This window comes from Streptomyces sp. NPDC052687, assembly GCF_040678395.1.
Lineage (GTDB): Bacteria > Actinomycetota > Actinomycetes > Streptomycetales > Streptomycetaceae > Streptomyces.
In genome coordinates this window covers 15,794-28,635 of the sequence record NZ_JBFATR010000009.1, presented here as the reverse complement: position 1 = coordinate 28,635, position 12,842 = coordinate 15,794, and the positions used below count along the sequence as shown (strand labels likewise).

Annotated in this window: 15 protein-coding genes and 2 tRNA genes; 2 read left to right on the top strand and 15 right to left on the bottom strand. The window is 72.7% G+C overall.

The genetic code is table 11. From position 1 onward, the window contains the following. Window positions 1-8: 8 nt before the first annotated feature. Window positions 9-81: transfer RNA gene (locus AB0K92_RS11420), tRNA-Ala, on the bottom strand. Between the two features lie 134 nt (window positions 82-215). Here AB0K92_RS11420 and AB0K92_RS11415 point away from each other — a divergent pair. After that, a complete protein-coding gene (locus tag AB0K92_RS11415; protein ID WP_365921684.1) occupies window positions 216-1,403 on the top strand; it encodes a glycosyltransferase 87 family protein in 1,188 nt (395 codons plus the stop codon). On the opposite strand, the gene AB0K92_RS11410 is transcribed toward AB0K92_RS11415, so the two are convergent. From AB0K92_RS11410 to AB0K92_RS11370, 9 genes are all read right to left on the bottom strand, one after another. Beyond that, a complete protein-coding gene (locus AB0K92_RS11410; RefSeq protein ID WP_003976229.1) occupies window positions 1,372-1,605 on the bottom strand; it encodes a hypothetical protein in 234 nt (77 codons plus the stop codon). The two genes, AB0K92_RS11415 and AB0K92_RS11410, sit on opposite strands and share 32 nt — an antisense overlap. Before the next feature lie 3 nt (window positions 1,606-1,608). Beyond that, window positions 1,609-1,785, bottom strand: a complete 177-nt coding sequence (locus AB0K92_RS11405; RefSeq protein WP_165998484.1) for a hypothetical protein — start codon at window positions 1,783-1,785, stop codon at window positions 1,609-1,611. Between the two features lie 225 nt (window positions 1,786-2,010). Continuing rightward, window positions 2,011-2,083, bottom strand: a tRNA-Ala gene (locus AB0K92_RS11400). Between the two features lie 117 nt (window positions 2,084-2,200). After that, a complete protein-coding gene (locus AB0K92_RS11395; protein ID WP_365921682.1) occupies window positions 2,201-2,872 on the bottom strand; it encodes a histidine phosphatase family protein in 672 nt (223 codons plus the stop codon). After that, window positions 2,863-3,312 (bottom strand): ribosome silencing factor, encoded by a 450-nt coding sequence (gene rsfS / locus AB0K92_RS11390; protein WP_365921680.1) that lies wholly within the window; start codon window positions 3,310-3,312, stop codon window positions 2,863-2,865. The genes AB0K92_RS11395 and rsfS overlap by 10 nt, the downstream gene beginning before the upstream one ends. Before the next feature lie 89 nt (window positions 3,313-3,401). Continuing rightward, entirely contained in the window at window positions 3,402-5,183 is a 1,782-nt protein-coding gene (locus tag AB0K92_RS11385; protein WP_365921678.1) for an LCP family protein, read from the bottom strand. 16 nt (window positions 5,184-5,199) lie between these two features. After that, window positions 5,200-5,850, bottom strand: coding sequence for a nicotinate-nucleotide adenylyltransferase (nadD, locus tag AB0K92_RS11380; RefSeq protein WP_365921676.1), 651 nt, complete (start codon window positions 5,848-5,850; stop codon window positions 5,200-5,202). A 72-nt stretch (window positions 5,851-5,922) separates the two neighbouring features. Further along, complete coding sequence (locus tag AB0K92_RS11375; RefSeq protein ID WP_165998494.1) at window positions 5,923-6,087, bottom strand: hypothetical protein; 165 nt, start codon at window positions 6,085-6,087, stop codon at window positions 5,923-5,925. A gap of 110 nt (window positions 6,088-6,197) precedes the next feature. After that, window positions 6,198-6,347, bottom strand: a complete 150-nt coding sequence (locus AB0K92_RS11370) for a hypothetical protein (protein ID WP_365758837.1) — start codon at window positions 6,345-6,347, stop codon at window positions 6,198-6,200. 162 nt (window positions 6,348-6,509) lie between these two features. Here AB0K92_RS11370 and AB0K92_RS11365 point away from each other — a divergent pair, with 162 nt between their 5' ends. Beyond that, window positions 6,510-7,604, top strand: a complete 1,095-nt coding sequence (locus tag AB0K92_RS11365) for a M48 family metallopeptidase (RefSeq protein ID WP_365921674.1) — start codon at window positions 6,510-6,512, stop codon at window positions 7,602-7,604. 130 nt (window positions 7,605-7,734) lie between these two features. Here AB0K92_RS11365 and AB0K92_RS11360 read toward each other — a convergent pair whose 3' ends face one another. From AB0K92_RS11360 to proB, 5 genes are all read right to left on the bottom strand, one after another. Then, window positions 7,735-8,811 carry a hypothetical protein gene (locus AB0K92_RS11360; protein WP_365921672.1) on the bottom strand — a complete coding sequence of 359 codons (1,077 nt, stop codon included), beginning with the start codon at window positions 8,809-8,811 and terminating at the stop codon, window positions 7,735-7,737. Window positions 8,812-8,898: 87 nt separating this feature from the next. Next, window positions 8,899-9,474 carry a hypothetical protein gene (locus AB0K92_RS11355; protein ID WP_365921670.1) on the bottom strand — a complete coding sequence of 192 codons (576 nt, stop codon included), beginning with the start codon at window positions 9,472-9,474 and terminating at the stop codon, window positions 8,899-8,901. A 102-nt stretch (window positions 9,475-9,576) separates the two neighbouring features. Then, on the bottom strand, window positions 9,577-10,863 hold the full coding sequence (locus AB0K92_RS11350) for a glutamate-5-semialdehyde dehydrogenase (protein ID WP_365921668.1): 1,287 nt from the start codon (window positions 10,861-10,863) through the stop codon (window positions 9,577-9,579). A gap of 116 nt (window positions 10,864-10,979) precedes the next feature. Further along, window positions 10,980-11,450, bottom strand: a complete 471-nt coding sequence (locus tag AB0K92_RS11345) for a hypothetical protein (RefSeq protein ID WP_365921666.1) — start codon at window positions 11,448-11,450, stop codon at window positions 10,980-10,982. Window positions 11,451-11,647: 197 nt separating this feature from the next. Next, the gene (proB, locus tag AB0K92_RS11340) at window positions 11,648-12,754 is read right to left on the bottom strand and encodes a glutamate 5-kinase (protein WP_365921845.1); all 1,107 of its coding nucleotides are present in this window, start codon (window positions 12,752-12,754) and stop codon (window positions 11,648-11,650) included. Window positions 12,755-12,842 lie beyond the last annotated feature (88 nt).

Sequence of the window (12,842 nt, the reverse complement as noted above, 5' to 3'; positions counted from 1 at the left end):
ATCTACTGTGGAGCTAAGGAGAATTGAACTCCTGACCTCTTGCATGCCATGCAAGCGCTCTACCAACTGAGCTATAGCCCCTTGCGGTGTGCCGTCCGCTGCGGTTTCCCTCTCGGGTTTCCCTCGCGGCGACACAGAGAACATTACACGGTCCCCCCGGTGGAACACCAAATCGTTTCCGGTCTGCCCGAATATGGGCGCTATGGTCGGCCCTCGTGACCGTGATCGCGTTCTCCGGGGTCCACCGCCGTGTACCCACCGCCGTCGGGGCCTGCCTGTTGTCGTTCGCGGCGTTCTGGGTCGCGCAGCGGGCCGCGCAGGTGTCGATGATCGACCTGATGGTGTACCGCGCGGAGGGGGCCACCGTCCGCGCGGGCGGCGATCTGTACGCCCTGCGCACGACGGCGGCCCGCCTGCCGACCACCTACCCGCCCTTCGCCGCCCTGCTGTTCACCCCCTTGACCCTGCTCGACGTCTCCGGGCTGCGCACCCTCGCGACGGCCGGGAACCTCGCCCTGCTGGTCGTCTTCGTCCGGCTGTCGCTGCGGCTCGTCGGGCACGCGCGCGTGGACACCGTGTGGTGGGTCGCGGCGGTGGCCGTGTGGTGCGAACCGGTGTGGACGACCCTGCGCTACGGCCAGGTCAACCTGCTGCTGGCGGTGCTGGTCCTGTGGGACCTCACCCGCCGCCCCGGCGACCGGCTGGCCGGGCTCGGCATCGGCCTCGCGGCGGCGGTGAAGCTGACGCCCGCGCTGTTCGCGGTGTTCCTGCTCGCCACCGGCGTCGTCGCCCACCGCGCGCACGGCACCGGCGGGCCCTGGCTGCGCCACGCGCGCGGGGCGGCGGCCGCGTTCGCCGGCGCCACCCTGCTCGCGGCGGCCGTCCTGCCGTACGACTCCTGGCGGTTCTGGAGCTGCATGGTGTTCCGCGCGGGGCGGGTCGGGCACGCCGAGGAGACCGCGAACCAGGCGCTGCGCGGCGTCCTGGCCCGCGTGCTGCACACCCCGGACCCGGGGGCCGCCTGGGCGGTCGCGGCGGCCCTCGTGGGCGCCGCCGGGCTGGCCGTGGCGGTCCGGGCGGAGCTGCGCGGGCAGCGCGCGTGGGCGGTGCTCGGGTGCGCGGTGACGGCGCTGCTGATCTGCCCGGTGTCCTGGTCGCACCACTGGGTGTGGTGCGTGCCCGTGGTGCTGCTCCTGGCCGCACAGGGCCACCGCGCGGTCGCCGCGGGCACCGCGCTGATCTTCGGCTCGTACGCCCTGTGGTGGGTGCCGCACGGCGCGAAGCGGCCCGAACTGCACCAGGGCGGCACCGAGTTGCTGCTCTGCGGCCTCTACGCGGCGGCCGGCTGCGCGTTTCTGCTGTGCGCCGCGCTCAGGCCGTCACGAACGAGTAGAACCGCTTGAGCGTGCAGTGCTCCTCCAGCAGACGGCCGTAGATCGGCTCGCCCTCCAGCTCGCGGTACGTCTCGATGGGGTCGCCTTTTATGATCAGCGCCCGCGCGCATTCCTCGCACCAGTACTGGTAGTCGGGGTTCACCGGTTCCATGTCCCGGACGATCGGCGTACCGCTGCCGCACCAGTCGCACTTCCGCCTGTGGGCACCCATCGATCAGCTCCAGCTGTGGCCGCAGGCCGTGCACACGTAGGAGATTCCGCCGTTGTCACCGAGGACTTGGGCGACGTGCGCGGAACCGCAGGAAGGGCAGCTGAGCCGGGTGGCCGTGTGCCGTATCAACGCTGCTTCGCCGAGGAGGTGGCCGACCTCCTCGAGGATGCTCGAAGGCATCGCTACTCCCTCCCGTCGGGCCGCGCCCCCTTCCGGCCGTTTGATTCTGCCACGACCGGAGCGACACGGTCAGCGACGCCGGGGTACCAGTCCGGACACGGCACCCGTCCACGCGTCACCACAGAGGTATACGCCTCTCGGGTCACATCCGTTCACGACCGTTCGAGGACCGGAAGGCCACAGACGAAAAATCCCGCCCCCCTGAGAGGGACGGGATTCGTCCTGTGGAGCTAAGGAGAATTGAACTCCTGACCTCCTGCATGCCATGCAGGCGCTCTACCAACTGAGCTATAGCCCCTTGCGTTCTCCCCGCTCGGCCGGGCGAACAAGAAGAACTTTAGCCTGCGACCTGCCGGAAAGTGAAATCCGGGTCCCCCGGGGCCGTCCGACGGCCGTACGACGGCCCCGCGGCCCCTCAGTCGTCGTCGCCGAGGACCGGCTCCGGCAGGGTGCCGGCGTTGTGCTCCAGCAGCCGCCAGCCGCGGGCGCCCTGGCCGAGCACCGACCAGCAGCAGTTGGACAGGCCCCCCAGGCTCTCCCAGTGGCGGGCGTCCAGGCCGAGCAGCCGGCCGATGGTGGTGCGGATCGTGCCGCCGTGGCTGACCACCACGAGGGTGCCGTCCTCGGGCAGCTTCTCGGCGTGCCGGAGCACGACGGGCGCCGCGCGGTCGGCGACCTCGGTCTCCAGCTCGCCGCCGCCGCGGCGGACCGGCTCGCCGCGCTTCCACGCGGCGTACTCCTCGCCGTACCGGGCGAGGATCTCGTCGTGCGTCAGGCCCTGCCAGACGCCCGCGTAGGTCTCGCGCAGGCCCTCTTCGAGGGTGACGTCGAGGCCGGTGAGCGCGGCCAGCTCGGCCGCGGTGTCCGCGGCGCGCGACAGGTCGGAGGCGACGATCGCGTCGGGCCGCAGGGAGGCCAGCAGCCGGGCCGCGCGGCGCGCCTGGGCGACGCCGGTCTCGGTCAGCGCGACGTCCGTGGTGCCCTGGAACCGGCGCTCCACGTTCCACGAGGTCTGCCCGTGCCGCCACAGGATGACGCGGCGGCCCTGGATCCCGGCGGTCACCTCACCGGTGGCGCTCACCGCCATTCACCGGCCGCCTCGGCGGCCTCCTCCTGGGCGGCCTGGAGCTTGACGTGCTCCTCGGCCTTGCCGCGGGTCGCCCGGGCGTCCTCGGACAGCTCGATCTCGGGGCAGTCCTTCCACAGCCGCTCCAGGGCGTAGAAGACGCGCTCCTCGCTGTGCTGGACGTGGACGACGATGTCGACGTAGTCGAGCAGGATCCAGCGGGACTCGCGGTCGCCCTCGCGGCGCACGGGCTTGGCCCCGAGCTCCTTCAGGAGCCGTTCCTCGATCTCGTCGACGATCGACTTGACCTGGCGGTCGTTGGGGGCGGACGCCAGCAGGAAGGCGTCCGTGATCGACAGCACGTCGCTGACGTCGTAGGCGATGACGTCGTGGGCGAGCTTGTCGGCCGCCGCCTGGGCGGCGGTGGTGATCAGTTCGAGAGAGCGGTCGGTCGCGGTCACTACAAGGCTTTCCGTCGGCGGTCGTTTGTCTTCCAGGGTCTCACGGCCGCCGACGGGGCCCCACGCCATTACGCGGGGCCCGCGCGGGGCTACGGCGCGTAGTCCCGGCCGAGGACGACCGACACGTTCGCGTTGGAGGTCACCTCGCCCTTGGTGACGGCGCTCTCGGGCAGGCCGAGGGTCTTGGCGACCTCGGTGGCGTTCTGCCGGTCGGCGGCCTCGGCGTAGAGCACCTTCGAGGTGCCCTGGGCGGCCGCCGTGCCGCTCTCCAGGAAGGTGAAGCCGCCGTTGAGGAGGACCACGCGGGCCTTTTCGGTGTTGTCCTTCACCCCGCTGGCGTTGCGCACCGAGACGCGCACGGCGGCGCCCTGGTCGGGGCTCTTGGCGGTGCCGCCGAGGACGTCCCCGACCACGCTGTCGCTGGCCTCGGCGGTCAGCGTGCCGTCGGCCTGGACGGGCAGCATCGCGGTCCTGTGGTCGCCGCTCTTGGCGAGGTCGGACAGGGCGGCCAGGAAGGTGCCGAGGTCCTTGTCGGTGAGCGACGGGTCGAGGATCTGCGCCAGGGTCTGGACGGTGGTCGTCGCGGCCTCGGGGTCCGAGGACATCTTGCGCAGCACGCCCTGCAGGACCTGCCCGAACCGCTGCAGCTGGGCGTCGGGGGCCTCGCCGGGGGCACGGTAGGTGGCGTAGGCGACGGCCATCTTGCCGCTGAGGGTCTGGTTCTGCCCCTGGTTGACCAGGGGCGCCTGGCCCTTCTTCGCGGCCTCCGGGTCGGGCACGTCGGTGTCGGTGTCGATCTCGATGTTGCCAACGAGGTCGACGAGGTTCTGCAGGTAGGGGGTGTCCAGGCGCCAGGTGCCCTGGATGGAGGTGCCGAGGACGGTGTCCAAAGCCTCGCGGGTGCCGGTGGAGCCGTCGTCCTCGACGGACTTGGCGAGGGTGGTGGTCGTGCCGTCGTCGCCGGTCAGGGCGAGGGAGTTGGGCAGCAGGACGGTGGTGCCCTGCTTGGTGGTGGTGTTGTCGACGAGCAGGGCGGTGGAGGTGCCGCCCTTCTTGGTGTCGTGCAGGTGGACGACGATCACGTCGCGCTTCTGGGCGCCGGCGGCGGCCGTGGTGCCGGTGGTGCCGTCGGACGAGGACAGTCCGGGCAGCTTCCCGGCGTACCAGAGCCAGCCGACGCCGCCGGCCGCGACCAGGGCGAGGACGACGGCCAGGGCGATGAGCCGGCTGCGGGCGCGGCGGCGGGCCTCCTCGCGGCGCTCGGTGCGGTTCTCGGTGAACTTCAGCCAGTCGATGACGTCCTCGGAGTCGCCGTCGGGCTCCTCGACGAACGAGAACTGCTCGGTGCGGTAGTCGCGGTCGTCCCGGCCGTCACGGCCGTCACGGCCGTCATGGCCGTCATGGCCGTCATGGACGTCGTCCCGCGCGGGGGCGTCGTCGGCCGGTCCGGCCTGCTGCGGGATGTGGGCGGTCTGCTCGGCGACCCGGGGCTGCGGGGCGGCGGCCTGCTGCCCGTAGGCGGCGCCGTGACCCTCCTGGCCCTCCTGGCCCTCGTGGCCCGCGTAGCCGTCGTAGGAGCCGTACGAGGGCTCCTGGCCGGTTCCGTAGGTGTCGTACGACGGGCTGGGCGGCTGCTGGCCCGTCGGGTACGGGTCGTAGCCGTAGCCCTGGGGGGTCTGCGGGTAGCCCTGGGGGTTCTGCGGGTAGCCCTGGGAGGCGGCCTGCTGCTGCCCGTAGGGGTCGTACGGGTCGTACGGGGGGTCGTACGGCTGCTGCTGCGCCTGCTGGTACACGGGGCGGCCGTACTCGTCGTAGCCGACGAGCTGGTACTGGTCCTCGCCCCCGTAGCCCGCGTCGTATCGGTCGTTCACCGGTGCCCCTCTCGGCTCACTCGCCGCGGTACAGCTCGCGCTTGGTGATGTAGCGCACGACTCCGTCGGGCACCAGATACCAGATGGGGTCTCCCTTGGCGACTCGCGCGCGGCAGTCCGTGGAGGAGATGGCGAGGGCGGGGACCTCGACGAGCGAGACGATGCCCTCGGGCAGGCCGGGGTCGTCCAGGTGGTGTCCCGGGCGGGTGACCCCGATGAAGTGCGCCAGCGAGAACAGCTCCTCGGTGTCCCGCCAGGTGAGGATCTGGGCGAGGGCGTCGGCGCCGGTGATGAAGAACAGGTCGGTGTCGGGGTTGAGCGCGCGCAGGTCGCGCAGGGTGTCCACGGTGTAGGTGGGGCCGCCGCGGTCGATGTCGATGCGGCTGACCGAGAACTGGGGGTTCTCGGCGGTCGCGATGACCGTCATGAGGTAGCGGTCCTCGGCCGGGGACACGGTGCGGTGGCTCTTCTGCCAGGGCTCGCCGGTCGGCACGAAGACGACCTCGTCGAGGCGGAACTGCGCGGCGACCTCGCTGGCGGCCACCAGGTGGCCGTGGTGGATCGGGTCGAACGTTCCGCCCATGACGCCGAGGCGGCGCTTGCCGCCGCCGCTGGTGCCCTGCGGTGTGTCGTTCACCGGACCGGTAGGCATGTCCTGCTTCCCCATGCGTGCAGACCCTACCGGCCCGGCCCGTGTGCCCCGACGGGCGGAGTCGTCCCCGGCCCCCGCGGGCGTCCGTCAGCGGTCGCGGTTGAAGCGGGTGGTCACCCACAGCAGCAGCATGAGGATGACGAAGGCGCCACCGCCGGTGAGCAGCGGGCTGAGGCTTTCGTGGTTGCCGCCGTGCTCCCCGCCCTCGGAGGCGAGGGTGACCAGCTGGGCGGTGGTGGTGTGGAGGCTCATCTTCGTCAGGACCTATCGCGTGTGGGCGGGATAAAGATGTCGGCCCATCGTATGCGGGCCGCTCCGCCGCGATCACCCCGACTCCGGTGTCGGGCAACCTTCGGGCGCGCTCAGTCGTCCTTCCGCCTGTACCCCCGCAGCAGGAACCAGGCGGTCAGCACGCACCCCACCAGCATCACGACCAGGACGACCCGGAGGAGATTCCCGGCCCCCTGCTGCTCGGCGGCCATGAGCCAGGCGGACGCGGCGTTGTACTCCATGACGTGGGGCTCCTTCGCTGTGCTGCCCGTCCACGGTAACTCCGCCCGCGGTCTGCCCCGGAAGGCAGGTTCTAGGCTGGAGGTCGCCTCGGGGGCACCGCGACCGCAGACGGTCCGGGCACGGTGTCCGGGCCGGGCACACCGACGCATCTGGGGGACCCGATGTCCTACGACCATCCGCAGTCCGGATCCGAGCAGCTGCCCGGCAGGCGGCGCCGGCGTTTCCCGGAGATCTCCTCGCGGGCCTACGAGCATCCGGCCGACCGCTCGGCGCTGGTGGCGCTGCGCCGGCTCAGCGGCTTCGACACCGTCTTCAAGGCGCTCAGCGGCCTGCTGCCCGAGCGGAGCCTGAGGCTGCTGTTCCTGTCCGACTCGGTGCGCGTCTCCGACCGGCAGTTCCCGCATCTGCACACGATGCTGATGGACGCCTGCTACATCCTGGACCTGGAGAAGGTCCCGCCGATGTACGTCCAGCAGGACCCGCAGCCGAACGCGATGTGCGTGGGCATGGACGAGCCGGTCATCGTGGTCACCACGGGGCTGGTGGAGCTGCTGGACGAGGAGGAGATGCGGGCGGTGGTCGGCCACGAGGTCGGCCACGCCCTGTCCGGGCACGCCGTGTACCGCACGATCCTGCTGTTCCTGACCAGTCTCGCCCTGCGGGTGGCGTGGATCCCGCTCGGCAACATGGCGGTGATGGCGATCGTGACCGCGCTGCGCGAGTGGTTCCGCAAGTCGGAGCTGTCCGCGGACCGCGCGGGCCTGCTGGTGGGGCAGGACCTGCACGCCTCGCTGCGGGGCCTGATGAAGCTGGCGGGCGGCAACCATCTGCACGAGATGAACGTGGACGCGTTCCTGGAGCAGGCCGACGAGTACGAGGCGGCCGGCGATCTGCGCGACTCGGTGCTGAAGATCCTCAACGTGCTGCCGCGCTCGCACCCCTTCGCCACGGTCCGCGCGGCCGAGCTGAAGAAGTGGGCGGCCACCCGCGACTACCAGCGGATCATGGACGGCCACTACCCGAAGCGGGGCGACGACAAGGAGGCCAGGGTCTCGGAGTCGCTGCGCGAGTCGGCGGCGCACTACGCGTCGGAGGTGCGCGAGTCGAAGGACCCGCTGATGAAGCTGGTCACGGACATCGCCGGGGGCGCCGGGGACCTGGGCGACCGGATGCGGCGCGGCTGGGGCGGCTTCACCGGCGCACCGCGCAAGGACCGCCCCTCCGGGGACGCGCCGGAGCAGGGTCAGGGGGACTAGACCGGGCAGCAGACCGGCCTGGCGGACACCCTGCCTCGACCGGCCTGACGTACGCCCCCGGGCCGGCCTGACGTACGCCCCCCGGGACCGGCCTGGCGGACACCCGTGCGCGCCTGGGCTAGACCCTGGGCTAGACCCTGGGCTGGGCGCTGTCCGCGAGGGTGCCGCACAGCGCGGGGACGCCGTGCAGGGCGTACGGGTCGGTGCCGGCCGGGCCGCCTTCCTTGGCGGTCTGGCCGGCGAGCAGCGGGCGCAGCCGGGCGGTGGCGTCCTCGGCGCAGGACATCGGTCCGGCCTGGAGCCGGGACCCGGTCAGCCGGGTCTGGTGGAGCCGCAGGTCCTCGCGGTCGAAGCGGAAGTGCAGCTCGCGGCGGACGGTGAACAGGGACGCCTCGGCGGCGGCGCCGGCCCCGGCCGGCCGCAGCGCGTACACGAACGTGTGGTCGGAGGTGACCTCCAGGGTGGACGCGTCGGCCTCCTCGGCGCGCAGGCTGCCGTGGACGCGGATGCCGGGGGCGGCCAGTTCGACGCCGGCCGGGTCGAAGCGGACCAGCCAGCCGGTGGGGGCGTGCCGGCCGTCGGCCGCCGGGTGGTCGAAGCTGCGGTCGAACTGGGCCAGCTGGTCGGCGTCGAGGAGGACCCGTACGGGGCGGACCTGGCCGCCGGTGAGCACCTCGGGGTAGAGCGAGGAGCGCACGACGTAGTCCTTGGCCGTGGTGAGGGCGGTGAGGACCTGGCCGTCGGAGAAGTGGTCGGTGCGGCGGGCGGCGGGCAGCGGGATGCCCTCGGCGCCGGTCCGGAACCCGGCGGCGGGACTCGCCTCGTACAGCCGTTCGATGTCGGTGGTGCCGGGGACGGGGCCGCGCGGGGCGAGCGGGACGACGGTCATGCGCAGCGGTTCGACGGCGGGCGGCCGGGCGGTCGGGGTGGCCGGATAGGGGTGGCGTACGCCCATGTAGATCGCGGTGCCGAAGGCGACGGCGATCAGCAGGACCAGGATGAGGGCCTGCCGGGGCAGTCGGCGGCGGGCCGGGGGGCGGCGGCGGACGGCGGGCGCGTGGTCGGTGATGCGTTCCCGCGCGGAGAACTCCTGGAGGCGGGCAGCGCGGACGAACGACTCGTCGAACACGACGGATCGGTACTCGTCGTCCGCACCGTTGGGGGCGCCGTCGGGTGTCCCCTCGGGTGGGTCTCCAGGCCCGCCCATATCTTCAGGGTAGGTCTGCCGGCGACGCGGTAAACGCACCGTCCGGCCAACTCCTGACTGGCCCTCACCCGTGGGGGAGCGTCGTCGTCAGGGGGTGCGCGGGACGGCCGAGACGGCCGGGCGGGAGTAGTCCGCGGAGGCCGAGGGACCGGCCGTGCCGCCCTGTTCCAGGCCGGTGGAGGCGGGCGGCGGCACCTGGTCCTGGCGGCCCGAGGAGGCGCCGCGGTAGACGGCGGCGAAGGCCAGGGCGATCATGCCGACGCCCATCACCACGGCGAGCAGCCAGGCCACGGGGCGGTGCCAGCGGCCGTGCCGGCCGTAGGGCCCGGCGCCGATGCCCGGGCCGTCGAGGAGGTCGGGGTCGTCCGGGCCGTCGAAGTCCGGATCATGACCGAACGCGCCCGGCTCGTGGCCGCCGTACCCGTCGTCGTAGCGCTCGCCTCGGCCGTGGGTGCGACGGGCCTCCGCCTCGGAGGCCTCCGCTCTGGCCTGGGCCGCGGCCAGGAGGCGCTCCACGGCGGTCGGCTCGTGCACCACGGCCGCCCGTATGAAGGCCTCGTCGAAGACCACGGAGGCGAACTCTTCGTCCGACACCCCGCGGTCGTGGTCGTCGTCGGGCTCCCAGCCGTCACGGAACGGCGAACCCCCCACGTCCTCCGGCACGCATCCAGAGTAGACCTGGGGGGTCGGTTTGGGCAGACGGTAGGGAAATTCATCCGCATACCGGACCGCGCGGCCGGACGGCGCGCGCCCGGCTCGCGCGCCTCAGCGCCGCACGTGCCCGTCGCCGGTGACGATGTACTTCGTGCTGGTCAACTCGGGCAGGCCCATCGGGCCGCGGGCGTGCAGCTTCTGCGTGGAGATGCCGATCTCGGCGCCGAAGCCGAACTGACCGCCGTCGGTGAACCGGGTGGAGGCGTTCACGGCGACGGTGGTGGAGTCGACCAGCTGGGTGAACCGGCGGGCGGCCTGCTGCGAGGTGGTGACGATGGCCTCGGTGTGGCCGGAGGTCCACAGCCGGATGTGCTCCACGGCCTTGTCGAGCGAGTCGACGACCGCCGCGGCGATGTCGTACGACAGGTACTCGGTCTCCCAGTCCTCCGGCGTGGCCTCGACCACCGTCGCCCTGGAGTCCTTGGCGTACGCCATCACCCGCTCGTCGGCGTGCACGGTGACCCCGGCGTCCGCGAGGGCGTCCAGGGCGCGCGGCAGGAACTCGGCGGCGATGTCCTGGTGGACGAGCAGGGTCTCGGCGGCGTTGCAGACGCCGACCCGCTGGGCCTTGGAGTTGATGAGGATCTCGACGGCCATGTCGAGGTCGGCCTGCGCGTCGACGTAGACGTGGCAGTTGCCGGTGCCGGTCTCGATGACCGGGACGACGGACTCCTGGACGACCGTGTTGATCAGGGAGGCGCCGCCGCGCGGGATGAGCACGTCGACCAGGCCGCGGGCACGCATCAGCTCGCGCACGCTGTCGCGGCTCTCGCCGGGGACGAGCTGGACGGCGTCGGCGGGCAGGCCGGCGCCGCCGACGGCGTCGCGCACCACGCGGACCAGCGCGGTGTTCGACTGGTACGCCGAGGACGAGCCGCGCAGCAGCACCGCGTTGCCGGACTTCAGGCACAGGGCGGCGGCGTCGACCGTCACGTTCGGGCGGCCCTCGTAGATGATGCCGACGACGCCGAGCGGCACCCGGATCTGGCGCAGGTCGATGCCGTTGGGCAGGGTGGAGCCGCGCACCACCTCGCCGACCGGGTCGGGCAGCGCGGCCACGTCGCGCACGTCGGCGGCGATGGCGCGGACCCGCTCCGGGGTGAGGGTGAGCCGGTCGATCATGCCCTCGCTGGTGCCGCTCTCCCGGGCCTTGGCCACGTCCTTGGCGTTGGCCTCGACGATCTCGCTCGTCCGGACCTCCAGCGCGTCCGCGATGGCGAGCAGCGCGTCGTCCTTCACGGACCGCGGCAGCGGCGCGAGGTCGGCGGCGGCGGCCTTGGCGCGGTAGGCGGCCTGGGTGACCGGGGACATCGAGTCGTACGGCGAGAGCGTGGTCATGAGGGAAGGGTAGTGCGCCGGACGGGCCGGTTCCTCGCCCGTTCCACACCCCGAGACGGTTTCGGAGCGCCCCTGAGACGCGTTCCGGAGCGCCCCTGAGGCGCGGGCAAAGGGGGTCAGAACGGGTGAACGCCGACCGGGCTCGCCGGGGGCGGTCCGTAGCCCTCGGCGAGCCGCTGGTGGTAGGTGGCCCGGTCGATGACCTCCAGGCCGACGATCTCCCAGGGCGGCAGCCCGGCGGACTGCCGGTGCTCGCCCCACAGGCGCAGCGCCACGGCCGCCGCGTCGTGCAGGTCGCGGGCCTCTTCCCAGTACCGGATCTCGGCGTGGTCCCCGGCGTAGCGGCTGGTCAGCAGGAAGGGGTGGTCGTGGGCCAGCTGTTCCAGGGACCGCCGGACCTCGGTCAGCGGGGCGGCCTCGCCGGAGACGCTGAGGGTGACGTGCCACAGCCGGGGCAGGTCGGCGGGCTCCTCGCCCTCGAAGCGGTCCCCGGCCGCCACGCTGGTCAGCGCAGCCCGGTCCGCACCGGCCGAGCGGGAGCCGGCACCACCGCGGGGCGCCGTCGCCCCAGGGCGTACTCGTCTCACGACGGCCTCCTTCACACGTGACGGAACTGCGCCCTCGACACAAAGTTGAGCAGTCCCCGAGTGTTCGTGTGGCACTTTTGCGGAACGTCCACCACCCGAGGCGGACGATTCACCGCATTCCGGCCGCGCGTACGGATGTCTTTACGCTCTGTGCGGACGCGGTGACAGAATTTCGCCGCACGGGCCGTGCGGTGCCGTCAGGAGTGCAGGAGCACCAGGTCGTCGCGGTGGACCACCTCGCGCTCGTACGCCGGGCCCAGTTCGCGGGCCAGCTCCCGGGTGGAGCGCCCGATCAGCCGGGGGATCTCCTTGGCGTCGAAGTTGACCAGCCCGCGCGCCACCGCCCGCCCGGAGCCGTCGCGCAGCTCGACCGGGTCGCCCGCGCTGAACTCGCCCTCGACGGCGGCGATGCCGGCCGGCAGCAGCGAGGTGCGCCGTTCCACCACGGCCCGTACCGCCCCGTCGTCCAGGGTCAGCGCGCCCTGCGGGGTGGAGGCGTGCTGCAGCCACAGCAGCCGGTCGGCGGAGCGCTTGCCGGTGGGGTGGAAGTAGGTGCCGGTGTCCTGGCCGGTGAGCGCGTCGGCCGCGTGGACGGCGCTGGTCAGCACGACGGGGATGCCCGCGGCGGCGGCGATCCGGGCGGCCTCGACCTTGGTCACCATGCCGCCGGTGCCGACCCCGGCCTTGCCGGCGCTGCCGATCTCCACGTCCGCGAGGTCCCGCGGGCCGCGCACCTCCGCGATCCGCGAGGTGCCGGGCTTGCCGGGGTCGCCGTCGTAGACGCCGTCCACGTCGGAGAGCAGGACGAGCAGGTCGGCGTGGACGAGGTGGGCGACGAGGGCGGCGAGCCGGTCGTTGTCGCCGAAGCGGATCTCGTCGGTGGCGACCGTGTCGTTCTCGTTCACGATCGGGAACGCGCCCATCGCGAGGAGCTTGTCGAGGGTGCGGGAGGCGTTGCGGTGGTGGGCCCGGCGGCTCATGTCGTCGCTCGTGAGCAGCACCTGGCCGACGCGGACGCCGTAGCGGGCGAAGGAGGCGGTGTAGCGGGCCACGAGGAGGCCCTGGCCGACGCTGGCGGCGGCCTGCTGGCGGGCCAGGTCCCGGGGGCGGCGGCGCAGCCCCAGCGGGGCGAGTCCGGCGGCGATGGCGCCCGAGGAGACCAGCACGATCTCCTTCTCGCCACCGCTGCGGATCTTCGCCAGGACGTCGACGAGCGCGTCCACCCGGTCGGCGTCCAGTCCGCCCGAGGCGGTGGTCAGCGACGAGGAACCCACCTTGACGACGATCCTGCGGGCCTCGCGCACGGCCTGCCTTGCCCCTGCCACCTTGCTGTCTGTCCCCTCGCGTAGGTTCAGTCGCCCACCAGGCAATCTACGGGACAGGAGGCGTACT